General features: G+C 68.6%; 19 protein-coding genes. 6 read left to right on the forward strand and 13 right to left on the reverse strand.

Going from position 1 to position 25,510, the window contains the following annotated elements:
• Positions 1 to 29: 29 nt before the first annotated feature.
• Positions 30 to 908, reverse strand: coding sequence for an EamA family transporter (locus AC1DGC_RS19155; protein WP_478048608.1), 879 nt, complete (start codon positions 906 to 908; stop codon positions 30 to 32).
• A 73-nt stretch (positions 909 to 981) separates the two neighbouring features.
• Between AC1DGC_RS19155 and AC1DGC_RS19160 the strand changes: the two genes are divergently transcribed.
• On the forward strand, positions 982 to 1,455 hold the full coding sequence (locus tag AC1DGC_RS19160) for an Lrp/AsnC family transcriptional regulator (RefSeq protein WP_449335561.1): 474 nt from the start codon (positions 982 to 984) through the stop codon (positions 1,453 to 1,455).
• Positions 1,456 to 1,470: 15 nt separating this feature from the next.
• Here AC1DGC_RS19160 and AC1DGC_RS19165 read toward each other — a convergent pair whose 3' ends face one another.
• The gene (locus tag AC1DGC_RS19165) at positions 1,471 to 1,950 is read right to left on the reverse strand and encodes a VOC family protein (protein ID WP_478048609.1); all 480 of its coding nucleotides are present in this window, start codon (positions 1,948 to 1,950) and stop codon (positions 1,471 to 1,473) included.
• A gap of 323 nt (positions 1,951 to 2,273) precedes the next feature.
• On the opposite strand from AC1DGC_RS19165, the gene fhuE reads away from it, so the two are divergent.
• The gene (gene fhuE, locus AC1DGC_RS19170; RefSeq protein WP_478048610.1) at positions 2,274 to 4,436 is read left to right on the forward strand and encodes a ferric-rhodotorulic acid/ferric-coprogen receptor FhuE; all 2,163 of its coding nucleotides are present in this window, start codon (positions 2,274 to 2,276) and stop codon (positions 4,434 to 4,436) included.
• 377 nt (positions 4,437 to 4,813) lie between these two features.
• Here the strand turns inward: fhuE and AC1DGC_RS19175 are convergent, their stop codons facing one another.
• Together AC1DGC_RS19175 and AC1DGC_RS19180 are read right to left on the reverse strand one after the other, a co-directional pair.
• On the reverse strand, positions 4,814 to 5,680 hold the full coding sequence (locus tag AC1DGC_RS19175) for an SDR family oxidoreductase (RefSeq protein WP_478048611.1): 867 nt from the start codon (positions 5,678 to 5,680) through the stop codon (positions 4,814 to 4,816).
• A 28-nt stretch (positions 5,681 to 5,708) separates the two neighbouring features.
• Entirely contained in the window at positions 5,709 to 6,365 is a 657-nt protein-coding gene (locus AC1DGC_RS19180; protein ID WP_449335564.1) for an O-methyltransferase, read from the reverse strand.
• A 129-nt stretch (positions 6,366 to 6,494) separates the two neighbouring features.
• Between AC1DGC_RS19180 and AC1DGC_RS19185 the strand changes: the two genes are divergently transcribed.
• Positions 6,495 to 7,169, forward strand: coding sequence for a TetR/AcrR family transcriptional regulator (locus AC1DGC_RS19185; protein WP_478048612.1), 675 nt, complete (start codon positions 6,495 to 6,497; stop codon positions 7,167 to 7,169).
• Here the strand turns inward: AC1DGC_RS19185 and AC1DGC_RS19190 are convergent.
• From AC1DGC_RS19190 to AC1DGC_RS19200, 3 genes are all read right to left on the reverse strand, one after another.
• Positions 7,129 to 7,755, reverse strand: coding sequence for a LysE family translocator (locus AC1DGC_RS19190; RefSeq protein ID WP_259207742.1), 627 nt, complete (start codon positions 7,753 to 7,755; stop codon positions 7,129 to 7,131). The genes AC1DGC_RS19185 and AC1DGC_RS19190 overlap by 41 nt on opposite strands.
• A 212-nt stretch (positions 7,756 to 7,967) precedes the next feature.
• A complete protein-coding gene (locus tag AC1DGC_RS19195) occupies positions 7,968 to 10,841 on the reverse strand; it encodes a TonB-dependent receptor (RefSeq protein WP_478048613.1) in 2,874 nt (957 codons plus the stop codon).
• A 215-nt stretch (positions 10,842 to 11,056) separates the two neighbouring features.
• Complete coding sequence (locus AC1DGC_RS19200) at positions 11,057 to 11,464, reverse strand: ExbD/TolR family protein (protein WP_394164162.1); 408 nt, start codon at positions 11,462 to 11,464, stop codon at positions 11,057 to 11,059.
• Positions 11,465 to 11,597: 133 nt separating this feature from the next.
• Between AC1DGC_RS19200 and AC1DGC_RS19205 the strand changes: the two genes are divergently transcribed.
• From AC1DGC_RS19205 to AC1DGC_RS19215, 3 genes are all read left to right on the forward strand, one after another.
• A complete protein-coding gene (locus AC1DGC_RS19205) occupies positions 11,598 to 13,589 on the forward strand; it encodes a transglycosylase SLT domain-containing protein (RefSeq protein WP_394164163.1) in 1,992 nt (663 codons plus the stop codon).
• Positions 13,590 to 13,717: 128 nt separating this feature from the next.
• Positions 13,718 to 14,938 carry a multifunctional CCA addition/repair protein gene (locus AC1DGC_RS19210; RefSeq protein ID WP_478048614.1) on the forward strand — a complete coding sequence of 407 codons (1,221 nt, stop codon included), beginning with the start codon at positions 13,718 to 13,720 and terminating at the stop codon, positions 14,936 to 14,938.
• Positions 14,939 to 15,063: 125 nt separating this feature from the next.
• Positions 15,064 to 15,558 carry a hypothetical protein gene (locus AC1DGC_RS19215; protein ID WP_259207753.1) on the forward strand — a complete coding sequence of 165 codons (495 nt, stop codon included), beginning with the start codon at positions 15,064 to 15,066 and terminating at the stop codon, positions 15,556 to 15,558.
• Positions 15,559 to 15,606: 48 nt separating this feature from the next.
• Here AC1DGC_RS19215 and AC1DGC_RS19220 read toward each other — a convergent pair whose 3' ends face one another.
• The 6 genes from AC1DGC_RS19220 to AC1DGC_RS19245 all read right to left on the reverse strand — a co-directional run bounded on the left by AC1DGC_RS19220 (position 15,607) and on the right by AC1DGC_RS19245 (position 25,471).
• Entirely contained in the window at positions 15,607 to 19,548 is a 3,942-nt protein-coding gene (locus tag AC1DGC_RS19220; protein WP_478048615.1) for an autotransporter domain-containing protein, read from the reverse strand.
• 272 nt (positions 19,549 to 19,820) lie between these two features.
• Positions 19,821 to 20,888 carry an acyltransferase family protein gene (locus AC1DGC_RS19225; RefSeq protein WP_394164167.1) on the reverse strand — a complete coding sequence of 356 codons (1,068 nt, stop codon included), beginning with the start codon at positions 20,886 to 20,888 and terminating at the stop codon, positions 19,821 to 19,823.
• Positions 20,885 to 22,033 (reverse strand): N-acetylglucosamine-6-phosphate deacetylase, encoded by a 1,149-nt coding sequence (gene nagA / locus AC1DGC_RS19230; protein ID WP_478048616.1) that lies wholly within the window; start codon positions 22,031 to 22,033, stop codon positions 20,885 to 20,887. The genes AC1DGC_RS19225 and nagA overlap by 4 nt, the downstream gene beginning before the upstream one ends.
• Positions 22,033 to 23,061 carry an SIS domain-containing protein gene (locus tag AC1DGC_RS19235; RefSeq protein ID WP_394164169.1) on the reverse strand — a complete coding sequence of 343 codons (1,029 nt, stop codon included), beginning with the start codon at positions 23,059 to 23,061 and terminating at the stop codon, positions 22,033 to 22,035. The genes nagA and AC1DGC_RS19235 overlap by 1 nt, the downstream gene beginning before the upstream one ends.
• Before the next feature lie 7 nt (positions 23,062 to 23,068).
• A complete protein-coding gene (locus AC1DGC_RS19240; protein WP_259207758.1) occupies positions 23,069 to 24,136 on the reverse strand; it encodes a LacI family DNA-binding transcriptional regulator in 1,068 nt (355 codons plus the stop codon).
• A gap of 42 nt (positions 24,137 to 24,178) precedes the next feature.
• Positions 24,179 to 25,471, reverse strand: a complete 1,293-nt coding sequence (locus AC1DGC_RS19245; protein WP_478048617.1) for a sugar MFS transporter — start codon at positions 25,469 to 25,471, stop codon at positions 24,179 to 24,181.
• Between the last annotated feature and the right edge of the window lie 39 nt (positions 25,472 to 25,510).

Raw genomic sequence — 25,510 nt, forward strand, 5'->3', positions numbered from 1 at the left:
GGCCGGCACTCCCGATCACGCCAGCGTGCTCATGCGGGCGCGCCCGGCATCTTCGGCGCCACCCGCCGTGCCGTCACCGTACTCCCCACCGACGCCACCACCGTGCAGCCAATGGCCGCCCACTGCAGCGCGGTGAGGTGTTCGGCCAGCAGCCCCATCGCCAGCAGCGCGGCCACCGCCGGCTCCATGCTGATCAGGATGCCGAAGGTCTCCTTCGGCAGGCGCTTGAGCGCCATCATCTCCAGCGACATCGGGATCGCACTGGAGACGATCGCCACGCCCAGCCCGAACAGCAGGATCTTCGGGTCCAGCAACGCCATGCCCGCATGCGCCACGCCCACCGGCACCACCACCAGCGCCGCCGCGCACAGGCCCAGCGACACCGTATGCCCGGCATGCAGGTGGCCGGCGCGCTTGCCGAAGATGATGTACAGCGCCCAGCACACCGCCGCACCCAGCGCGAACATCACCCCGACCGGGTCCAGCGGCGCGCCGTGTCCGAGCGGCAACAGCAGCAACAGCCCGGCCAGCGCGCAGCCCACCCAGACGAAATCGATCGGCCGCCGCGAGGACCACATCGCCACCGCCAGCGGCCCGCAGAACTCGATCGCCACCGCGATGCCGAAGGGAATCGTGCGCAGCGCCATGTAGAACAACAGGTTCATCACCCCCAGGGTGATGCCGTAGCGGAAGATCGCCGCGGCATCGGCGCGCGTGGTGGTCCAGCGCCACGGCCGGAACACCGCCAGCAGCACCAGCGCCGAGAACCCCACGCGCAGCGCGCTGGTGCCCTGCGCGCCGATCACCGGGAACAGCTGCTTGGCAAACGAGGTGCCCACGGACAGGGCGGTGACCGAGCCGAGCACGGCCAGCACGGGGATCAGCGAAGAAAAGCGTGAGGTCGACATGGCGCCAGCATATTGCGCTCGGGCCGAAGCAAAGGCTCAATTGCAGGCATCTTCCCGCACGTTTCACTCGCCCATGGCTGCCGTGCCCTACGCCCCCGACGACTTCGACCGCGCCATCCTGGCCATCCTGCAGCGCGACAACACCACCGCGCAGCGCGCGATCGCCGAGGCCGTGCACCTGTCCGCGCCGGCCGTGCAGCGGCGGATCAGGCGACTGCAGGACGCGGGGATCATCCGCGCCAACGTCGCGGTGCTGGACCAGGCACGACTGGGGCGCCCGCTGACGATCATGGTCGAGGTACGCGTGGCCAGCGAGCAACCGCATCGCGTTGCCGCGTTCCGCCGCCGCGTGCAGGACGATCCCGCCGTGCAGCAGTGCTACGCGATCACCGGCGAGGCCGACTTCCTGCTGCTGCTCACCGCCGCCTCGATGGAAGAGTACGAGGCGATCAGCGAGCGCCTGTTCGGCAATGACGACAACATCGAGCGCTTCCGCACCGCCGTGGCCTTGAGCACGTTGAAGCGTGGCTTGGACGTGCCGCTGTAACGCGACGAACCAGGCTCAACCGCGCACGGCCGCCTCGATCGCCGCCACGTCGATCTTGCGCATCGTCATCATCGCCTCGAAGGCGCGCTTGGCCACCGCCGGGTCCTTGCTGGTCACCGCCTCGGTGAGCACGCGCGGGGTGATCTGCCAGGACAGGCCCCACTTGTCGCGGCACCAGCCGCACGCGCTTTCCTCGCCGCCGTTGCCGACGATGGCGTTCCACAGCCGATCGGTCTCGGCCTGGTCCTCGGTGGCGATCTGGAAGGAGAACGCCTCGCTGTGCTTGAACGCCAGGCCGCCGTTGAGGCCGATGCAGGGGATGCCGACCACGGTGAAGTCGACGGTGAGCACGTCACCCTGCCTGCCCGACGGGAAGTCGCCCGGGGCATGGTGGACCGCGTTGACCGCGCTGTCCGGAAAGGTCTGGGCGTAGAAGGTAGCGGCGTCCAGCGCGGTGCCGTCGTACCAGAGGCAAAGCGTGTTCTTGTTGGGCATGGCGGTCTCCTGCGGCGGGCATGGACGCGGCAAGCCTACGGCCGCAGGCGTTAAGCGCGCGCCGCGGTGTCGCAGACCAGTGTGATACGCGGACGGCCGAGCGCGAAACCCGGGCGTTTCAGGAAAGTGAATTGATGGTGTCAATGATTCGCATTAACATATCTTCGTCCCGTCCGCGCCAGGAGGCGCTGCGGTGATCAGTACCCGGAGCCCGCGCCCTGCCACCAGGGCCCCGCCAGCCGCGCACTGACCCCCACTTACTGCGCGGCGCCTGGCCACCGATGGACATCGGCCATGCCCGCGCCGCCGCCCTGGAATCGCCGATGACCCGTTCGACCGTTGTGCTGCCCCACTCCCCGAGCCGGCGCGCCCTGCCGCAGGCGCTGTTCGCCGCGCTGTGCACGCTGGCCGTTGCGCCTGCATTCGCGCAGGACGCCAGCCCGGATGCCACCACCCTGGACAAGGTCGTGGTCAAGGGCGAGCGCGCCGAGGGTTACTCGGTGCGCCGGACCTCCGCCGGCACCCGCTTCGACCTGGCCCCGCGCGAGATCCCGCAGTCGGTCAGCATCATCAGCCACCAGCGCATCGAGGACCAGAACCTCGACGACATCCTCGACGTACTGGCCAACACCACCGGCGTGAGCAGCACCCAGTCCGACACCGAGCGCACCGAGTTCTACGCGCGCGGTTTCTACATCGACAGCTACCAGTTCGACGGCCTGCCCACGCAGATGGTGCAGAACTGGAGCTACGGCGATTCCGGCCTGGACCTGGCCCTGTATGACCGCGTGGAAGTGGTCCGCGGCGCCACCGGTCTGCTGACCGGCGCGGGCAATCCGTCGGCCTCGGTCAACCTGATCCGCAAGCACGCCGACAGCGCAGAGCTGACCGGCAACGTGTCGGTCAACGTCGGCAGCTGGGGCCGCACCCGCAGCACCGTGGATGTCACCACGCCACTGAATGCCAGCGGTTCGGTGCGCGCACGCGTGATCGGCAGCTACCTGGACACCGAATCGCAGATGGACCGTTACGACCAGCACAAGACGCTGGGCTATGCGGTGATCGACGCCGACCTGACCCCGGACACGCAGCTGAGCGTGGGCTACGACTACCAGCAGAAGCGCGCCAACGGCGCGACCTGGGGTGGCTTCCCGATGCTGTTCTCCGATGGCAGCCCCACCCCGTTCGACGAATCCTTCAGCGCCAACCCGGGCTGGACCTACTGGGATACCACCAGCAAGCGCCTGTTCGCCACGTTGGAGCATGCCTTCGCCAACGACTGGAAGGTCAAGCTCGGTGCGACGCATGACACCACCAAGGCCGATGACAAGCTGTTCTACCCGGCCTACAACGACTGGACCACGGGCGCCTCGCTGCTGGACAAGACCACCGGCGCCGGCGTCGCGCCCTCGGCAGGGTTCTACAACACCGAGCGCAAGGTCAACGCGGTGGACGGCTTCGTGGACGGCCCGTTCCAGCTGTTCGGCCGCGAGCACCAGTTCATGGCCGGCCTGAGCTACAACAAGCGCGAGTTCGCCAACTACGGCGACTATCAGGTGGGCTGGGCGCCGCTGGGCAACTACCTGGCCGGTGTCGGCAACTTCCCGGAGCCGAGCTGGGCCACCACCCTGCCGTTGCAGAGCGAAGGCACCATCACCCAGAAGGCCGGCTATGCCGCCACCCGCCTGTCGCTGGCCGATCCGCTCAAGCTGATCCTCGGCGCGCGTTACACCGACTGGAAGAGCGAAGGCGAAGGCGACGACCGCTCGCACAAGGTCACCACCCCGTACGCCGGCCTGGTGTTCGACCTCAACGACACCTACTCCACCTACGCCAGCTATACCGAGATCTTCCAGCCGCAGACCGCACGCGACCGCAGCGGCAGCTACCTGGATCCGGTGGACGGCAAGAGCTACGAGATCGGCGTCAAGGGAGCGTGGTTCGACAACCGCCTGAACGCATCGGTCGCGGCCTTCCGCATCGAGCAGGACAACGTGGCGCAGATCACCAGCGAGCCGATCCCGAGCCGTCCGGGCGAGTTCGCCTACATCGCCGCACGCGGCACGGTCAGCCGTGGCTTCGAGCTGGAACTCAATGGCGAACTGGCCCCGGGCTGGAATGCGACCTTCGGTGCGTCGCGCTACGTGGCCAAGGACGTCAACGACGCGGACATCAATACCAACCTGCCGCAGACCACCATCAAGCTGTTCACCAGCTACACCCCGCAGTCGCTGACCGCGCTGACCGTGGGCGGCGGGGCCAACTGGCAGAACCGCATCTACTACCCGGTGCCGGCGTATGGCCGCATCGAGCAGAATGGCTACGCGCTGGTCAGTGCCTTCGTGCGCTACCGCATCTCGCCGGAGTTCAGCGTGCAGGCCAACCTCAACAACCTGCTGGACAAGAAGTACTTCTCGCAGATCAACGGGTATGGCGCGTACGGCGATGGCCGCAACGGGTCGATTACGTTCAACTGGTCGTTCTGACGGGTCAGCGGTCGTATCGCGTGGACAAGAGAGCCGGGCATAGCCCGGCTCTCTGCGTTATGGGGCGGTGGTGGTGGGTCGCAGCCACGCATGGCGTGGCTCTACCCGTTTCCGGGCGGTGGTGGTGGGTCGCAGCCACGCATGGCGTGGCTCTACCCGTTCCGGGCGGTGGGGGTGGGTCGCAGCCACGCATGGCGTGGCTCTACCCGTTTCCGGGCGGTGGTGGTGGTGCATCGCGCGCCCCGTAGCGTGGCCTGGCGGTAGTGGTGGGTCGCGCAGCCATGCGTGGCATGGCCGCGATGGTGGGTCGCAGGCACGCGCGCGTGGGGTTCCGGTCGTGTCGGCCGCTGGCCGCCTCCAGGCAACCCCAACCGCGCTCAACCGGCGTAATACCCGGGCTGATCAAGATCGGCCAGCAGCGCCGGCCCCACCGGTGCCCAGCCCAGCAGCGCGCGGGTGGCGGCGCTGGAGGCCGCCATGTTCGCCCCGGCCATCCGCGCGAACCAGCCGAAGTGTTCGGCCCCACGTGACTCCACCGGCAGCTTCAACTGCGCGCCGATCACTTCGGCGATGCGTTTGAACGGCACCGCTTCATCGGCGATGGCGTGATACACCGGCGCCGCCGCTGCCTGCTCCAACGCGAATCGATACACCCGCGCCGCATCCTGCCGATGCACGCCGGACCAGCAGTTCGCGCCATCGTCCAGGTACGCCGACACGCCGGTGCGCTGCGCCAGCGCGATCAGGATCGGTACGAACCCGTGCTCGCCCAGCCCATGTACCGACGGTGGCAGGCGCACCGTCGCCGCCCGGATGCCGCGTTCGGCCAGCGCGCGTGCGGTGGGCTCGGATTGGCGCGGCGAGGCGGGATCGGGCAGATCCGTTTCCACCGCCCCGCGCGGCAGGCCGAGCAGCCCGGAGGTCACCAGCAGCGGTCGCGACGACCCGGCCAACGCATCGCCGAGCGCTTCGATCACCCGCCGGTCCTGCGCGCAGTTCTCGATGAAGCGCGAGAAATCATGGTTGAACGCGGTGTGCACCACCGCATCGGCATCCGCTGCGGCGGCACGCAGCGTGTCCAGGTCGTCCAGGGTGGCGTGGACGATACCCGCGCCGATGGCGCTCAGTGCCCCGGCTTTTTCTGGACTGCGCGCCTGCCCGGTGACCCGGTGCCCGGCCGCCAGCAGTTCATGGACCACGGCCGAGCCGACCCAGCCGGTCGCGCCGGTAACGAAGACATGCATGATGGAATTCCCTGTTGCCAATGAAAGGTCAGCCGAGGCGCATCGACAGTTCGACATCGTCGCCGACCGCCACGGAAAGATAGCCGCTGCCGGGCGCGCGCACCCGGGCCAGGTAGTCCGGTGCGTCATCGGCATTGTCGGCCACGATCAGCGCACCCGGTGCGAGGTGGGATTCCAGCAGATCCAGGATGTCGCCGTACAGCGCCTTGGCGCCGTCCAGCAGCACCAGGTCGATGGACGCGGGCAGATCCTCGCGCAGCGTCTGCAGCGCATCGCCCTCGCGGATCTCCACCAGGTCCTCCAGGCCACCCGCCCGCAGGTGCTCGCGTGCGCGCTGCACCTTGCCCGGCTCGAACTCGCTGCTGATCAGGCGCCCGCCGCCGTTGTCGCGCAGCGCCGCGGCCAGGTGCAGGGTGGAGATGCCGAAGGACGTACCGAACTCGACGATGGCGCGTGCACCGCGACTGCGCGCCAGCATGTACAGCAGCGTGCCGGTCTCGCGCGACACCGGCAGCCACAGGTCCTTGAGCCGCGTGTACAGGGTCAGGTAGTCCGTACGGCTGTGCAGCAGACGGTCGCGCTCGGCGCCGGACATATCGGCGAACACGGGGCGGGTGGCGGCGTCGGACGCATCGAACAGGCGCTCCAGCAGCGGTGCGAGGGGGGCATTGGTGAGGGTGTTCATGGGGGTCCTGTCAGGGCGGTTGAGCGCGGGAGCGCGCCCACCTAGAATGCGAGTGATTCGTCGCATTTCCAGAATACGGCCGATCCCCGATCCGCACTATTCGCATTCCCTGGCACGGGTCCCCGCCGCATGAACGACCGCGCAACCCCGCAGATTTCCTCAAGAAAACGCCCGCGCCAGAGCCGCTCCAACGCGCTGGTGGCGGTGATCCTGGAGGCGGCTGCTCAGGTTCTGGCCCAGCAGGGCGCCGCCCGTTTCACCACCGCACGGGTGGCCGAGCGTGCCGGGGTCAGCATCGGCTCGCTGTACCAGTACTTCCCGAACAAGGCCGCGATCCTGTTCCGCCTGCAGACCGAGGAGTGGGCGCAGACCGGCGATGTGCTCAGGCGCGTGCTGGAGGATGCCGCCACGCCGCCACTGCAGCGGCTGCGCCTGCTGGTGCATGCGTTCATCCGCTCGGAGTGCGACGAGGCGCAGATGCGCGTGGCGCTCAGCGACGCCGCCCCGCTGTACCGCGATGCGCCGGAAACACGCCAGGCCCGCGCGCAGGGCGACGCCGCGCTCGACGCCTTCATGTGCGAAGCGTTGCCCGAAGCAACGGCCGAAACGCGCGCCCTGGCCGTCGACCTGATCGGCACCACCTTGAGTACGGTGGGCAAGCAGTTCTCCAGCAGCGCGCCTTCGCCTGCCGCCATCGACGCCTATGCCGATGCCATGGCCGACATGTTCTGCGCCTACCTGCAGGCCCTGACGCCTGCCGGCACTACGGCCGCGCGCGCAGCAGCGCCAGCCCGAAGCCGATGAAGATGGTGCCGACCACGCGGTCGAACACCTTGCGCAGCCCCGGACGCGCCAGGTAGCCGGCCAGCCCGCGCCCACCGGCGGCGTACACCGCGTACCAGAACATTTCCATCAGCGCGAAGGTGCCGACCAGGATCACGAACTGCGGCAGCTGCGGCTGGGCCAGATCGACGAACTGCGGCAGGAACGCCGAGGCGAACAGCAGCAGCTTGGGGTTGCTGATGCCGATGATGAAGCCATCGCGGAACAGGATGCGGCGCTTGCTGGGCGCGATCGCCGCGGTGTTGCCGACATCGATCGGCGCATCGCCGCCGCGCCAGGCCTTGATCCCCAGGTACACCAGGTAGGCCACGCCGGCGTAGCGCAGCACGTCGAACACCAGCGGCGAGGCCTTGAGCACCGCGCCCAGGCCGGCGGCGGAAATCGACAGCGCCAGCACCAGCGCGCTCAGGCAACCGGCCATGGCGGCGATGCTGCGGCGGAAGCCCACGCGCACGCTGCGGGTCATCACGTGCAGCATGTTCGGCCCCGGCGTGCCGCACAGGACGAACACGGTGACGGCGAAGATCCACCAGGTATGCAGGTTCATGGCAACAACACTTGGAAAGGGGAGCCGGCCGCTGGCCGGGCGCCCCATGATGCCTGACGGACAAGGCGCCCGGCGGCCAGAAACGCGCCATGGCCGCCACGCGCAACACATTTGACCGTCGTTGCAGCCACCGGGCATGGCCCGCCGCTGCCGTCCACGCCCACCGGGGCACCGCTCGGGTGCCCCGGTGGCGCTGCACGCTCAACCGAGGCTCAGAACCGCAGGTCCGCGCGCAGGTACCAGTAGCGCCCGCGCGGGATGTCGTAGGTGGAGGCGTCGTAGCCATTGAGCGAGCACGACAGGCAGATCGGCGGATCCTTGTCGAACACGTTGTTCAAGCCGGCGCTGAGCTGCAGCCCCTTCATCCAGTCGATCTTGTAGCCCACCTGCATGTCGTGGAAGGTGGTGGCCTTCAGCTCGTTGGTGCCCTCGATCTGGTTGCTGCACACCGGGAAGGCCACCGCATCGCCGCAGTCTTCGGTGAGCTTGGAGATGTGCCGCACCGTCCAGGATGCGTTCCAGTGGGCCAGGTTCCAGCTCAGCGTGGCGTTGCTGGTCCACTCCGGGATGGAACTGTCGGACACTTCCACGCCCGGCTCCTGCGGCTGGCGCTGCCCCGCTGCACCGATCGCCTCGTACCGGCCCACGAAGGTGTTCTGCCAGCCCAGCTTGAACTGGCCGGCCGAGGTTTCCGGCAGCGTCCAGAAGAGGTCCACGTCCCAGCCATCGGTCTTGATCGAGCCCAGGTTGGTCAGGCGGTTGTTGAAGCCGCTGACCGCACCGGTGGAGGCACGGGTGATGCCGCCGCAGTACAGCGGGTCCAGCGTGTCCACGCACAGGTCGAGCTGGGTCTGGGCGTTGATCGCCTGGATGGCGCCCTCGATGGTGTGCCGGTAGAAGGTCACGTCCACGTCGAAGCGCTCGGACCAGGAGGCGTTGCTGCCGAACCACGGGCTCCACACGAAGCCGGCGCTGAAGCTGCGCGAACGCTCCGGGTCCAGCGCGCTGTTGCCGCCGGTGGTGACCGAGATCTGCGAGTTGGCCTGCTGGAAGCCGGTGGGCACGCCGAGCGCGGCGCAGTTGGCCGCGCTGCCGCGCGGCGGGGTGCCGCCCAGGCCGACCGAGCACGGATCGAACAGCTGCAGGTCGGCGCGCGCGGCCGAGCCGTACAGTTCGCCGATCGACGGGGCGCGGAAACCTTCGGCATAGGTGGTGCGCAGCACGAAGTCGTTGGTCACCTGCCAGCGCAGGCCGTACTTGGGCACGAACTCGCCGCCGAAGGTGGAGTAGTCCGAGTAGCGCCCGGCCAGGCTGAGGTCGAGTTTCTCGCCGATCGCGCTCTTGGCGAAGATCGGGATGCTCAACTCCAGGTAGGCCTCGCTGACATCGTAGGAACCGGACGTGGGCAGCGACGGTACGCCGTTGTAATGGCCGATCACGGTGAGCGGATCGGGCTGGTATGAGCCCTCGTACTTGCGGTACTCCAGGCCGGTGGCGAACGACACCGGGCCGGCCGGCAGGGTGAACAGGTCGCTGCTGAGGTTGGCGGTGACCAGGCTCAGCTCGTTCTGGCTGCGGTCGCGGACCACCGGCTGGATCCAGGCCAGCATCGCCGGGGTGATCGTGCCCGGGCCGCCGAAGATGTTCAGCGGCACGCAGCCGGGCGTGGCCGCGCACACGGCCGGATCGCCCAGGGCCATGTTGACGTTGAAGATGTTGTAGCTGCCGTAGTTGGTCTGCTCGGCCTTGTTCTTGCTGTACATCCCATTGACGTCCCAGAACCAGCTGCGGTCGGCGGCCTCGAACTGGCCGACCAGGCCGGTGGCGACGTACCGGGTGTTGACCTCCTGCTCGAACACGCGTGCACCGCCTTCCACCGGGCGGCGGCCGATCATGATCAGGTTGTCCGAGGAATCCAGGTCGAAGCCGAACGGGTTGTACGGGTTGAGCGCGGAAATGACGATGTTGTCGGCCAGCGGGTTGCCGGTGGCGCCGTCGGGGCCGAAGAACAGCGGCTCGGGGCCGGCCTGGTTGGTGGACTCGCGGCGGTTGGCCAGCGCCTTGACGTACCACTGCAGGTTGTCGGTGATGTCGAAGCGGAACTGGCCGAAGATGCCCTTCCGCTCCGACGGCGTCAGCACCATGTTGTATTCGGCGAAGTTGAAGCGGTCGGCGGTGCCGAAGCAGTGGTAGCTGTCGGTGCGCGCGCAACCGTCGGCGCCGTTGAACGTGGGCGACGTGGCGCCGGTGTTCGGGGTGAGGTCGTGGGTGATGCCAGTGGTGGGATCGGTGAAGATGAAGCGCCCGGTCGGGGTGGCCGAACTGCCGAAGGACAGGCCGGTGCCCGGGATCGGGAAGCGCGACTGCTCGCGGTCGCTGGCGTACACCGGATCCTGCTTGGTCCAGCTGGCGCCGAGGAACAGGCTGTAGCGGTCGCCGCTGGTGCCCCAGGCCAGGTCCACGCCCTTCTGGGTGCCGTCGCCCTTGCTGTACTCGCCGTAGTTGAGGGTGACCTGGCCGCCATCGAATTCACGGCGGGTGATGATGTTGACCACGCCGGCGATCGCATCGGAGCCGTACAGCGAGGAGGCGCCATCCTCGAGCACTTCGATGCGCTCCACGATGGCCAGCGGAATGGTGTTCAGGTCGGTGGCCGCGCCCACGCCGGAGGCCGAGGATTCATTCACCCAGCGGATGCCATCCACCAGCACCAGCACGCGCTTGGCGCCGAGGTGGCGCAGGTCGACCTGGGCCGAGCCGGCCCCCACGCCGCTGCCGTCCGGCGGGAAGCCGAAGTTGCCGGAGGAATTGAACTTGGCATTGAGCGCCGAACCGGAGCCGGTCAGCTGCTGCAGCACTTCGCCGATCGAGGTGAGGCCGGTACGTTCGATCTCGCTGCGGGTCAGGGTCTGGATCGGCACCTGGCCTTCCACTTCAGCCCGCTTGATGCGGGTGCCGGTCACCTCGACGCGGTCCAGCTCGGTGGTGGTGCGCGGCGCATCCTGGGCACCGGCGAGCACCGGGGCAGCCAACAACAGGCACAGCGATACAGCGACCGCCAAGGGGCGGTGGTGCAGGTCGGTCATTCGCTCTCTCTCCAAAGGAATGTTGGGCTGGGCCGCCGCGCCCCCCAATGCGCGGCAACGTCTCCTTTGTAAACAAACGGTAAAAGTGAAGAAGTGACGACCAACACTTTTTCACGCCGCTCAGACAAATCCGAACAGGCAAGATGCAGGCGCCGCAACGCATGACGCCCCTGCGGACAGGGGCGTCAGTGGTGCGATGCAATGCAGAAAACGGGCTATTGCACGAACGCGATGCGCTGCAGGTGCGCGTTGTTGGCCGCCGCCAGGATCTTGGCCATCACTTCGTACTCGGTGCCCGGATCGGTGGCGATGCGCAGTTCGGGCAGGTTGCCGGCGTGGGTCTGCGCCTGCTCCTGCATGCGCGCCTGCAAGGCCGCTACCGGCATGGACTGCCCGTTCCAGGTGACCTGGTTGGCGGCGTCGACGCGCAGTTCGATCGGCGGCGGCGGGTCCAGCGGCGGCGTCACCGCCGTGGTCCGCTGCGGAAGGTCGACCGGGATCGGCATCGAGATCATCGGCGCGGTCACGATGAAGATGATCAACAGCACCAGCATCACATCGACCAACGGTGTCACGTTGATCTCGGCCAGTGGTCCAGAGTTCCCTGCTGCACGGAATGCCATGGTCTGCTCCTTGCGTGGGGGCCGGTTGCCCCAGCCCGAGACTACGCCCGGCCCAGGCCACTGCCGCGCGGCCGGCAGGCGGCTGTTCATGATCGAGTCGGCTTGCCCTCACCGCCGTTCACCCGGCGCCGTTATGCTTTCGGCCATGACTCGACTTCCCCTCTGTTTCCTCAGCGTATCTGCCCTGCTGGCCTGTTCCGGCGTCAGCCCGGTAGCCGATGCGCAGAACCTCGACGCGCAGCGCGCGCAGCTCAAGGCCGCCATCGACAGCGCCGAGCGCGGCCAGTTCGACGCCGCCCAGGCCGCCGCCCTCGGCAAGCATCCGCTGTATGGCTGGCTGGAGTACGCCAACCTGCGCCGTAACATCGATACCGTCGGCACCGCCCAGGCCCAGGATTTCCTGAAGCGCTACAACGGCCAGGCGGTGGCCAGCAGCTTCCGCAGCGTGTGGCTGCCCGCCGTCGCGCGCCGCCAGGACTGGCCGACCCTGCTGGCCAACTGGGTCCCCACCGACAACGTCGGCCTGCGCTGTGCCCAACTCAATGCGCGCCAGGCCACCGGCAAGGCCGACGCGCAGTGGACCAGCGAAGCCCAGGCGATCTGGCGCAGCACCGGCAAGTCGCTGCCCGATGCCTGCGATGCGGTCTTCGCGGTCCTCGATGCCAAGGGCGGCCTGAGTGCCGACCTGCGCTGGGCGCGGATCGACGCCGCCGCGGACGAACAACAGCCAGCGGTGATGCGCAGCGCCGCACGCGGCCTGCCCGCGGCCGACCTGGCGCTGGCCAACACCTATGCCGCCTTCGTCGACAAGCCCAATGCCAGCGCACTGAACTGGCCGCGCAACGAGCGCAGCCGGCGCATCGCCACGGATGGCCTGGCCAAGCTGGCCAAGGCCGATCCGGCCGCCACCGAGCAGCAGTTGCCGCAGTACGCCAACGCGCTGCAGCTGAGCGCCGCCCAGCAGGCCCAGGTGCTGTACCAGGTAGCGTTGTGGACGGTGGCCTCCTACGGTCCCGAGTCCGCGCGCCGCCTCAATGCCGTGCCCGACGCGGCCTACGACGAGCGCCTGCACGAATGGCGGGCGCGCGAGGCGATGTCGCGCGGCGACTGGCCGCAGGCGCTGGCGGCGATCCGCAAGATGGGCCCGACCCAGCGCAGCGACTCGCGCTGGCGCTATTTCGAGGCGCGCATGCTGGAGAAGACCGGCAAGCGCAGCGAGGCCCAGCCGCTGTACCGCGAGGCGGCGCGCGCAGCCACGTTCCACGGCTTCCTCGCCGCCGACCAGCTCGGCCAGTCCACCTACACGCTGTGCCCGTGGGAACCCAACGACAGCGCGCAGGCGCAGGCGGCGGTCGCGCGCGATCCGGCGATCATCCGCGCGATGGAACTGTTCAAGATCGAGCGCGCCGGCTGGGCCGTGGCCGAATGGAACGACGCGTTGAGCCGCTACGACACCACCCAGCGCCGCATCGCGGTGGAAGTGGCGCGCGACAACGGCTGGTTCGACCGCGCGGTGTTCTCGCTCGGCAAGACCCCGGACGAGCAGCGCCTGTACTCGCTGCGCTTCCCGCTGCACCACGATGATGCGATCCGCCGCGAATCGGCACGCAATGCCATCGATCCGGCCTGGGTCGCCGCCGAGATCCGCGCCGAGAGCATCTTCAATCCGAAGGCACGCTCGCCGGCCAACGCGATGGGCCTGATGCAGGTGCTGCCGGCCACCGGCGCCAGCGTGGCCAAGTCGATCGGGCTGGCCAACTACGGCGGCGCGGCCAGCCTGTACGACCCGGACACCAACATCGCCATCGGCACCGCCTACCTGCGCCAGCTGATGAACAAGTACGAAGGCCTGCCCTACATCACCATCGCCGCCTACAACGCCGGCCCGACCCCGACCGCACGCTGGCAGACCCAGCGCCCGGGCTTCGACCCGGACATCTGGATCGAGACCATCAGCTACAAGGAAACCCGCGAGTACGTCGCGCGTATCCTGGCCTTCAGCGTCATCTACGACTGGCGCTTGAACGGCACCGCGCTGCCGGTGACCGACCGCATGAACGGCCGCCTGCAGGCCAAGCGCAAGAACTTCGCCTGCGCGGCCAACGCGGACAAGGGCGGCGACTGAGAAACGCGCGCCAGGGGGGGGCCGGCCATTGGCCGGCTCCCCCGATGGCCTGGAATTTCCAGCAGCCGGCCAACGGCCGGCACCACCGCCATTGGCATCCCGTCGGCTCACTGCGGCATCATGGCCGCATGAAGATCTATCTTGTTGGCGGCGCGGTACGCGACCGCATCCTGCAACGCGACCCCGGTGACCGCGACTGGGTCGTGGTCGGCGCCTCACAGGCGCAGATGGAAGCACTGGGCTATAAGGCGGTCGGCCGCGATTTCCCGGTATTCCTGCATCCCGATACCGGCGAGGAGTACGCGCTGGCGCGTACCGAGCGCAAGTCCGGGCGTGGCTACCGCGGCTTCGTGGTCGATGCCGATCCGTCGGTGACGCTCGAAGACGACCTGCTGCGCCGCGATTTCACCATCAACGCCATCGCCTGCGATGAAGCCACCGGCGCGCTGGTGGACCCGTATGGCGGCCTGCGTGATATCGAACAGCGCGTGCTGCGCCATGTCGGCCCGGCCTTCGTCGAAGACCCGCTGCGGGTGCTGCGCGCGGCACGCTTCATGGCCCGCTTCGCCCCGCTCGGCTTCACCGTTGCCCCGGAAACCATGGACCTGATGCGCCAGATCGCCGACAGCGGTGAGCTGGACGCGCTGGTACCCGAACGCGTCTGGCAGGAACTGCGCCGCGCGCTCACCTGCGCCCAGCCTTCGGCCTTCCTGCGCACGCTGCACGACGCTGGCGCGCTACGCGCGATCCTGCCCGAACTGGACGCGCTGTACGGCGTCCCGCAACGGGCCGAGTTCCATCCCGAAGTGGACACCGGCGTGCACCAGGAAATGGTCAGCGACATGGCCGCGCGCCTCGCGCCCGGCGATGACCTGATCGGCTTCGCCGCGCTCACCCACGACCTCGGCAAGGGCCTCACCCCGCCGGACGAATGGCCGCGCCACCTGCAGCATGAACAACGCGGCCTTGCGCCGCTGGCCGAGCTGTGCGATCGCTTGAAGGTGCCACTGGAGCACCGTCAACTGGCCGAGGCGGTGTGCCGCGATCACCTCAACGTGCACCGCCTCGACGAACTGCGCGATGCCACCGTGCTGGCGCTGCTCAGCCGCTGCGATGGCTTCCGCCGTCCCGAGCGCATCGCGCAGATCGCACTGTGCTGCGAGGCGGACAAGCGCGGCCGGCGCGGCTTCGAGGACAGCGACTACCCGCAGGGTGAAACGCTCAAGCGCGTGCACCAGGCCGCGCTGGCCATCCAGGCACGCGACCTCGACCTGACCCACCTGAAGGGCCCGGCGGTGGGTGATGCTTTGGCGAGGGCGCGTACGCAGGCGATTGGCGCGGTGCGCTGAGCACCGCTCATCCAGCCCCGATGGCCACGGTTTCCGGCCATCCCCTTTCCATACGTCAACATCGTGTTTCATCGCAGAGACCATCCTGGATCTCCGGGCAATGAAACTGCTACCAGGGAGTGGTAATGGCAAGCAATCCATCGGAGCACCTGCTCACCGTCGTGCAGGAAATTGGAAGTCTGGCAATGCTCGGCCTTTTCGCCTGCGTCGCTGGGGCGCTTTGGCAAGCACGCGCGAAGCTCATGAAGCGACCAGCACTGCTGCACGCTGTCGGGCTGGCCATCGTCTGCTTCGGCTACTGGCTGTCCAGATTCAACTTTGGCGAAACAGGAAGCATGGTCGCGTCGGCAGGCATCTTCGGGCTCGGGGTAGCACTACTGGCCGCCAGTTTTACATTGCAGCCGCCTCCCAAAAAGGCGCCGTCGCCGCCAGGCGATCTTGAGCGCCTCGCAGAATCCTTGATCATTCAATTGCGCCAGGAGATTGAGGAGATTGAATCTCGTCCAATGGCGCCTTTGCATAAGAAGCTCAAACTGGAGGAATCACGCGAAAGGCTCTCCACCGCCATTCATCTATGGATTGAAGAATCGAAGGCGCGCAGAAGGGAAGACAACGCGTAGTTGTAGTTTTCTACGCAGGTGAGGCGTCCTTGGGTTGCCCGCAATGCGCTACCAATCAAACCGCACCCCGATATTCCCCTCGACGCTTTTGCGCTCTTTCTGCGCACTGCTCTCCAGATCGCGCGTGTAATCGGCCACCGCAAACGCGCTGACGTTGGCGTTGAAGCGCGCGACCAGACCGACGCCCACTTCCAGCGCACGCGCACCCTGCTGGTTGCTCAGCTCGTTGCTGCCGAAGCGGATGCGATCCTCGCCATCGAAGGTCTGCCAGTAGTTGACCTTGACGTACGGTTGCCAGCCATTGCCGGCCAGGTCGTAATCCGCCGCCAGGCGCAGGCCGACCCGCGCCGTCCAGGTAGTGTCGTTGTCGTAGGCGATCGTGGAGACACGGTCGGCGCTGTCGTCGAGCGAACTGCGCTGCCAGATCACCTGCGCCTGCGGCTCCAGCCACCAGGCCGACTGGCCGAACCGCAGCAACGGCTTGCCCACTTCCAGCGAGGCGGTGGTGCCATCGCCATGCAGGTCGATGCCGAGCCCGCGCGCGGAGGCGGCATCGCCGTCGTAGCGGCTCTGCATCAGGACTGCATCCAGATAGCCACCGGCGCTGCCCACGCGGGTCCAGTACACACCAAGGTGCTTGTCATCCAGCCGCGTGCGCCCGACGGCGACGTTGTCCCAACCGATCGCGAAGCCGTTGACGTTGCCCTGCGCGCGGGTGCGACCGACGAACACGCCGACCTGGTCGCGATACCGATCATCGGCGCTGGCGTACAGATCGATACCGGCCTGCACGCCCTGGATGTCGCCATCGAAGCTGGGCCTGGCATCGCCTTCCCAATGCTGCTCGTGGCTTTGGCCGATCAGCCGCGCCCAGGCCGAACGGAACCCGCCCTGCCCGGCCAACAGGCGCTGTTCGCCCTGGCGTTCTTGGAAGGTACCGAGGCTGAGCAGGCTGGTCTCGCGCAGCAGCGGCGGTACCACCGCGTAGGTGGCCGCCTCGATGCGATAGAGCGGAATGATGTCGCCCTGGGCCGGTACCGCGCCGGGTGTAGGCGGCACCGCCAGCGGGCCAGGCACCGCGGCAGGCGTGGTCGGTACCGGCGGCGGCGCATCCCCCTGCGCAGGCGCGACCGGGGCCGGCTCGGGCGGCGGCGGTGGCGGCGCGGGCTCGGGCGCCAGCGGGTCCGGATTCTCCGGCACGTCCGGCGACGGCGGCGGGGCCAACGGCGGTGGCGGCGTACCGGCATCCTCCGGCGGCGGCGGCGGGGTCATGTGCGGCGTGCCCAGCGGCGGATTGGCCGGCGCCGGGGTCACGCCGGCCACGAGGGTCGAGCGCAGGTACCAGTTCTCGCCGGTGCCCGCGCTGACACCGCCCTTGAACAGGAAATACTGGTAGGCGCCGGCCGCGACCGGGTTGTACAACGCGAACGCATTCGGCGCGGTGCTGCCACCGTTGATCGACTGCACCACCAGGATGCCGTCGGCAAGCGTTTCGGCGCCGCCCCCGCCGGTGTTGATGATGCCCAGCCCGGTGCTGCCACTGGCCACGCCATTGGAGATCACCAGGCGGTCGGACGGCGATCCATCAGCACCCAGCACCGACTGCAGGTACACCCCGCCGCCGTTGCCTACGTAGTTGCCGGCGATGGTGAACGCGTCGCCGGCGCCGCTGCTGCCATTGCTCAGGTCGATGCGGCCGGCGTTGTTCAGCGTGACCTGCTGGCCGGCGGTGAAGCTGCGAACGCTGGCATTGAGACCGCCGGCGAACACCGCACTGGTGGCGTCGATGTTGAGCGTGCCGCCGGAGGTGGTGGCGTCCGACAGCACCAGGTCGCCATCGAAGGTCAGCTGGCTGTCCTGCTGCAGGCTGATCTGTTCCCAGCCGGTGAAGCGCGCCACGCCGCTGGTGTTGACGTTGTTCATGGTCAGCACGTCGGTGCCCAAGCCGCCGGTGAACAGCGGCAGTGCGCCCAGGTGGCTGTTGTTGAGGTTGCTCAGGGTGGTGACGTCGTTGCCCTCGCCCATGTCCACGGTGCCGTACACCACCCCGCCGCCGGACCAGTCCAGGCGGTCGTTGCCGGTGCTGGCGCGGATCTCGCCGCGCACGGTGCCGCCGGTGATGGTGATCGCATCGTCGCCGCCGCTGACGCTGATGTTGCCGCCGATATAGCCGTCGGACAGGATGATCGTGTCGTTGCCGAAGCCGGTGACCAGGTTGCCGTCGATGGTGCCGCCGGACATGTCGAACGTGTTGTTCTCCAGCTTCATGTTGACCCGGCCGATGCGACCGCCGGTCATCTCGGCGTAATCACCATCGTCGAAGCCGCCGATGATCTGCCCACCGGTCATGCGGAAGCGGTCGGTACCGTCGCCCTGCAGCAGCGCGCCAACGGTGCCGCCGGTCATCAGGAACACATCCTGCCCGCCGCCCTGCTGCACGGTGCCGGTGATGGTGCCGCCGCTGACCTCCATCTGGTCGACATCGTCGCCTTGGTCCACCGAGGCCAGCGTACCGCCGCTGATCACCAGCGCATCGTTGCCGGCGCCCTGGGTGACCGCGCCGGCGATGCTGCCGCCGAGCATCTGCAAGCGGTCGTTGCCGTTGCCCTGCGCCAGCATGCCGCCGATGCTGCCGCCGGGCCGTACGATCGCGGTGTCGTTGCCGTCGCCCTGGTCGACGTTACCGACGATCACCCCGGACACATCGAGCAGGTCATCGCCATCGCCGAGCAGCGCCGCGCCGGTCAGCCGCCCGTTGACGATCAGCGTCTGCGCGCCGCTGGCGCCGATCACGTTGGCCGCCGCGCCCCCACGCTGCTGCAGCGTGCCATTGATCTGCAGCGTTGTACCGTTGGCCATGGTCAGGCCGGCCGTTTCCAGCGTATTGCCCAGCACCAGCGAGCCGCCATTGAGGGTGGTCGCACCGGTGACGCTGTTGAGGCCGGCCAGCGTCAGCGTGCCGGCGCCGGTCTTGTCCAGCGCGCCGGTGCCGTTGATGCTGCCGGCATAGCTGCCGTCGTCAGGCTGGGTGAAACGCACCAGGCCGTTGTTGGTGACCCCGGGCGGCAGGCTCTGCGCGCGCGCTTCGAGGATGCCTGCGGCGTCGACGATCACCGGACCGGTGTAATTGGCGTTGTTGCCGGTCAGCGCCAGCGTGCCCTGCGCCACCGTGGCCACCGTCACCCCGGTGATCGTGCCGGTCAGCGTCCACTTGCCGGCATCATTCTTGGTCAGCGATTCGAAACCGACGAAGTTGCCTGGCAGGGTCGAGTCACCGGTGCCACTGAGGAAAATCGCGTCGTTGCCGGCGCCACCGCTGAAATTGCCGGTGATCGAGGAGCCGGTATACAGGCGCAGGATGTCGTTGCCGCCGGCCAGGGAGATGTTGCCGATCACCTGGCCGCGGTTGCTGAAGTCCAGTGCACCGTTGCCGGAGCCGCCGATGACGGTACCGGGGGCCTGGATGATGCCGGTCTCGGTGTTGATGACGGTGTTCAGGCCGGTGGTGTTCTGCGACCAGATCGCCACCGCGTTGTTGGCGCGGATCGTGCCGCTGTTGACGATGGTGTTGCCCGCGCCCTGGAAGTTGACGACCTCCGCACTGCCCTGGCTGCCCAGCGCCAGCACCTGGCCACCGGCGTCGATGGTCAAGGTGCCGCCGTTGCGGAACTCGACCGTGTTGCCGCCGGCCCCCGCACTCACCGCCGTGGCGCTCACCGTGGCGCCGGTACCCACATGGATGTTGGCGGCGTCGCGCAGCGAGATCGCGGTGTCGTTGCCCACCACCAGCTGGGCGCCGGCCTGCACATCCACCGTGCGGCCGTCCTCGGCGGCGATATTGCCGTTGCCGATACGGGTGGGGTGAGGATTGGGCGCGGCCGTGGTGCAGGTCGTGGTGGCACCGCTTGTGACACAGTCGGCCTGGGCGCCGAAGGAGGCGAGCAGCGCAGCGATGCTCAGCGCGAGGGGGTGGTGCGTGGACCTGATCATGCGCCTTCCTCTGGACGACAAAGAGAGCGGCGGCGGCATGGCAGGTCATCGAAGCCCCCTGCTCCTGACTGCACGCATCACCTTGGAGTTCACGTCGGCAGGACACTGCCGGGGACTGCATGTTCGGTGGATGGGACAACGTGTCGAGACAGCAAGGAAACCGGCGCGGGCGATCGGCTGACCGCTCCCCAGTGGCTTCTTTATTTACGCAGGTGCGCTTACGTACTTTTACTGCTCAGTTGTGATGCGAACGTAAATTTTGATGGCGCCGATCATATTTTCAGGTAGATCCGGCGGCCATCCAGAGCCCACACCACGCCCCACCACACCGCCACGAAGCCCAGCGCGCACAGCAGCGACGCCCGCGCAGGCGCCGCCGGCATGGCCGCCGCCAGCGCAGTGAATGCCCACGCCCAGGCACCGCTCGCACCCAGCACCAAGGCCATCGCCGAGGACCCAAGATAGGCGGCAATCGCGTTCACCCCGAAGCGTCGGCCCAGCGCCGGGGCACCCCAGCGATCGATCAGCAGGTGCGCCAGCAGCAGCGCAGTCACCGACAGCCCGCCGCTCCAGAGCACGAAGCTGGGCGTCCACAGGTGCTTGTTGAGCGGCAGCCACAGGCTGGCCACGCCGCCCAGCGTCAGGCAGGCCGCCGCCAGCACGGCCAGGCCGCCCACCTGCCCCGCACGCAGCGCGGCGCCCGCGCGCAGGCCCAGCAACGTGGTCGCGAGCGCCCCCAGGCTGCTCAGCAGGCCTTCGGGGTCATGCCCGAGCCCGCTGACGGGGTCGTACTTGTACAGAAACGGTGCGAACAACGCGGTATCCAGCCGGCTGGCCGGGTTCACCCACGGCGCCAGCGAATCGGCCCCGAGCAGGATCGCCGCGTAGGCCGCCAGCAGCACGCCGATGACCCACCACTGCGTGCGCGCGCGCGTGTAGATCGCGAGCAGCCCGACCACCGCCACGCACAGCGCGATCCGTTGCAGCACACCCCATAGCCGGTACGCCGGCAGCTCGACCAGCCACCAGGCCAGCAGGTGCAGCAGCGCACCGGCCAGCAGGATGCGCAGGGCGCGCTGCAGCAGCCCGCTGCGCAGCGCCGGGCGCAGGCTGGCATCACCGGCACGCGGGGCCAGGCTGAAGGCCATCGACACGCCGGCGATGAACAGGAACAGCGGGAAGATCAGGTCGGTCGGGGTGAACCCATGCCAGTCCGCGTGCAGCAGCGGCGCATACACGTGGTTCCAGTCGCCAGGGTTGTTGACCAGCAGCATCGCGGCCACGGTCAGCCCGCGCAGGGCGTCGATCGAGCCCATGCGCGGCGATGCGGCCGCGCTCACGCGTCCTCGCGCTGGCCGGCGATCCAGGTGCTGCGCACCTGTAGCGCGTCGTCGAGCAGCACCAGGTCGGCCTGGTAACCCTCGGCGATCTCGCCCAGGCGATCGTCCAGGTTGAGGAACTGCGCCGGGTAGCGCGACGCCATGCGCGCGGCTTCCTCGAGTGGCAGGCCGAGCAGCTGCACCGCGTTGCGCACCGCCGTGGCCATGTCCAGCGCCGAGCCGGCCAGCGAGCCGGCCGCGTTGCGCACCACCCCGTCCACCGCGGTGATCACCTCTCCATACAGTTCGTAGCTCGGACTGTCGGCGCCCACCGGCGGCATCGCGTCGGTCACCAGCATCACCTTGCCGCGCGGCTTGGCCGCCAGCGCCACGCGCAGGCTGGCCGGGTGCACGTGCACGCCATCGGCGATGATCCCGACCCAGCTGTCGCGGTCTTCCAGCGCCGCGCCCACCGCCCCCGGCTCGCGCCCGGTCAGCGGCGACATCGCGTTGTACAGGTGGGTGAAGCCGCGGATGCCGGCATCCAGCCCGGCGCGTGCTTCCTCGTAACTGGCCGCGGTGTGGCCGGCGGCGACGATCACGCCACGCTCGACCAGCGCGCGGATGCTCTCCAGCGGCACCCGCTCCGGGGCCAGCGTGAGCAGGGTGACGCCATTGTCGAGCGAGGCCGCCATCGCGATCTCGTCGGCATCGGGCACGCGGAACTTGTTGGCGTCGTGGGTGCCCTTGCGCGCTGGCGCGATATACGGGCCTTCCAGGTGGATGCCGAGCACGCCGGGCACGCCCTGCGCGATCGCAGCGCGGGTGGCATCGATCGCGCGGCGCATCACCTGCGCATCGTCGCTGATCAGGGTGGGCAGCAGGCTGGTGGTGCCGAAGCGGCGGTGCGCGGCGGCCAGCGTGCGCAGGCTGTCCACGTCCGGCGTGTTGTTGAACAGCACGCCGCCGCCGCCGTTGACCTGGGCATCGATGAAGCCCGGCAGCAGCCAGCCGCCGCCCAGGTCCATCTGTTCATCGGCGCTGCCCAGCTGCGGGGCCGCGTCGGAGAGCAGCGCGGTGATCCGGCCGTCCTCGATCACCACCGCGAGGTCGTCGCGGAACTCGTCGCCCGCCAGGATGCGGGCGTTGCGCAGCACGGTTCTCATCAGACGGTTTCCGTTACCTTGTTCAGATGCGGCGGCAGGTCGGGGTTGTGCCCCCGCCGCAGGGCCAGTGCGTTGATGGCGCGATAGAACGCCTGCACGGTGAGCAGCGGCGCGCACGCCGGGTGCGGCGCCACCGGCAGCGGCAGGTCGCCGCCGACGTCGGCCAGCCACACCTGCGCATCGCGTGCGCCGAACTCCTGCAGCACCGCGCGGGTGCCCGCCCCGGTTTCATCGGGCTGGGCGAAAGCCAGCACCGGGAAGCCGGGACCGACCAGCGCCATCGGGCCATGCTTCACTTCGGCCGAGCTGTAGGCCTCGGCATGCAGGCCGCAGGTTTCCTTGAACTTGAGCGCCGCCTCCTGCGCCGCGCCCAGGCCCAGGCCGCGGCCGAGCACGAACAGGTTGTGCGCCGGCACCAAGCCGTCGGTGAGCGCGGACCAGTCGCTGTCCCAGGCCTGCCGCAGCGCGTCGGGCAGTGCGCGCAGCGAGGCGATCAGCGCCGCGTCCTGGGTCCAGTAGGCCACCAGTTGCAGGATCGCCGACAGCGAAGCCAGGTAGCTCTTGGTCGCCGCGACGCTGCGCTCGGCGCCGGCCCCCAGCGGGATCACCGTTTCGGCCAGCTGCGCCAGCGGCGAATCCTCCACGTTGACCAGGGCCACCACCCGCGCGCCGGCCGCGCGTGCGGCCTCGGCGTTGCGCAGCAGGTCCGGGCTCTTGCCCGACTGCGAAATCACGATGTACAGCGCGCCGCGCAGCTTCAGCGGCGCTTCGTAGACCGAACCCACCGACGGCGAGGCCGATGCGGTGACCAGGCCGAGCCGGGTCTCCAGCAGGTACTTGGCGTAGGTGGCGGCATGGTCCGAGCTGCCCCGCGCGCAGGTCACCACGAACGGCGGCGGCGCCGCGCGCAGGCTGGCGGCCAGGGTCTCCACCGCGACCTGGTTGCGCGCGAACTGCGCGGCGATCACGTCGGCGGCTTCCGCGGCTTCGCGGTACATCAGGGTGTCGTGGGGGGCAGGCAGGGACATGCGGGACTCAGGTGGTTTCAGGAGAAGGAGGGCGCGTGCCCTGCGGGCGCATCGGTGCGGTGGATCCGCGCACCACCAGCTGCGGGACGAAGCCCTGGTTCTGCAGCTGCAATGGCGCGTCGTCGTAGGCATCGCTGCGCAGCTGCGCGATCAGCAGGCGCGCGGCATGCCGGGCGATGTCTTCGGTGGCCTGCTTGGCGGTGGTCAGCGGTGGCCACGACTGGCGCGAGAACGGGCTGTCCTCGAAGCCGGCGATGGACAGGTCGTAGGGCACGTTCATGCCCGCCGACTTGGCCGCCGCCAGCACGCCGGCGGCGATCTCATCGTTGGACCCGAAGATCGCCGTCGGTGGCTCGCGCAGCGCCAGCAGCCGGCGCGCGCCACGGAAGCCATCGTCGAAGGTGTAGTCGCCCTGCACCACCAGATGCTTGTCGATGCTCATGCCGTAGTCACGCAATGCCGCTTCATAACCGGCGTAGCGCTCGCCGCTGGAGCGGTGCGAACTGCCGCCCCAGAGGAAGCCGATGCGCAGGTGGCCAAGCTGGATCAGGTGCTCGGTGATTTCATAGGCGGCCTCGCGGTCGTCGACGAACACGCAGGCCCCGTCTTCGGGGTCGGCGGTGGCGGCGATGATCCGCACCAGCTTGATGCCGCGTGCGGTGAGCGCCGCCACCAGATCGGCGCGTTCGGACATCGGCGCGGTCAGCACCAGCCCGGCCAGGCGCGAACGCTGCACCCAGTCGGCCAGCTCTTCGGCCAGCATCGGCGAGCTCGAATCGCAGGGATGGATCTGCAGGCCGAACCCGGTCTCGCGGCAGGCGGCCAGCACGCCGTTCTGCACGCCGATGATGTGGTACGGGTTGGGGTTGTCGTAGACCAGCCCCACCACCAGCGTGGTGCCGGTGCGCAGGTTGCGCGCGGCCGGATCGGGCTCGTAGTCCAGCTCGGCGATCGCCCGCAGCACCCGCGCACGGGTGGCCTGCATGACCGAGGGCTCATTGTTGATGACGCGCGAGACGGTCTTCAGTGACACCTTGGCCCGTTCGGCGACATCCTTGATGGTCGCTCTGCGCATGCTCTTTTCCTGCGGATCCCGTTGGACGTCCATGATCGCCGATCACTGCCCGTCGCGGGACAGCCCCACCCGGTGGCCACGCACCGAGTAGAACAGGATGTACAGGTAGCAGGGCACCATCAGCCCGGCGAACACCCACTGGAAGTCGACGTGCTGCTTGAGCACGGCAAACAGCTGGGGAATGATCGCGCCACCGGCGATGGCCATCACCAGCAGGGCCGAGCCGGTCTCGGTGAAGCGGCCCAGCCCGCGGATGGCCAGCGGGAAGATCGCCGGCCACATCATGGCGTTGGCAAAGCCCAGCGCGGCCACGAAACCGACCGACACATAGCCGTGGGTGAGCAGCGCGCCGATGCAGAACAGCACGCCGAGCACGGCGGAAATGCTCAGGTAACGCGACTGCGAGACCCGGTGCGGGATCAGCGCCAGGCCGACCAGGTAGCCCAGCAGCATCGCGCCCAGGGTGATCGAGGTGAACATCTTGGTCTGGTCCAGCGGCAGGCCGAAGCCGTGGCCGTAGGTGCCGATCGCATCGCCGGCCATCACTTCCACGCCGACGTATACGAACAGGCACAGCACGCCCAGCCACAGGTGCGGGAACTGGAAGATGCTGGTGCGCTCGGCCAGCCCCGGCGCGCGGGCCGGGGTGGCATTGGCTTCCGACGTTTTCAGCTCGGGCAGCGGCGAGAACAACACGCCGACGGCCAGCACCACCAGCAGCCCGGCCATGGCCATGTACGGCAGCTGGATCTTGGCGGCGAAGTCGTTGAGCAGCACCGTCCTGGCCGCCGCATCGGCCGCCTTCACCTGCGCGTCCAGGTCGCCGATGCCGTGCAGCACCAGCGTCCCGATCAACACCGGGGCGAGCATGCCGGCGATCTTGTTGCAGATCCCCATCAGCGCGATGCGCCGGGCCGCGGTTTCGATCGGGCCCAGGATGCTGATGTACGGGTTGACCGCGGTCTGCAGCAGGGCCAGGCCGCTGCCGATGATGAACAGGCCGCTGAGCGCACCGGGGTACCAGCGCTGCTGCGCGAAGTGGGCGAAGACCACCGCGCCGACCGCCATCACCAGCAGGCTCAGGCTCAGGCCCTTCTTCATGCCGGTGCGCTTGAGGATCCAGGAGGCCGGCAGCGCCAGGAAGAAATAGGAGAGGTAGAACACCATCAGCACCAGGAAGGCACCGACCTCGTCCAGCTCGAAGGCGAGCTTGACGAAGGTGATCAGCGGCCCGTTGAGCCAGGTGAAGAAGCCGATCAGGAAGAACAGCACGCCGATGATCAGGATCGAGGTGAGCACGCTCGAACGCGCGGAGGCAGCAGGCACGGCAGACATCAAGAGAGCTCCTGCATCGACGGCGCCAGGCGGCGTCGG

Source organism: Stenotrophomonas sp. 05N37 (assembly GCF_056397365.1).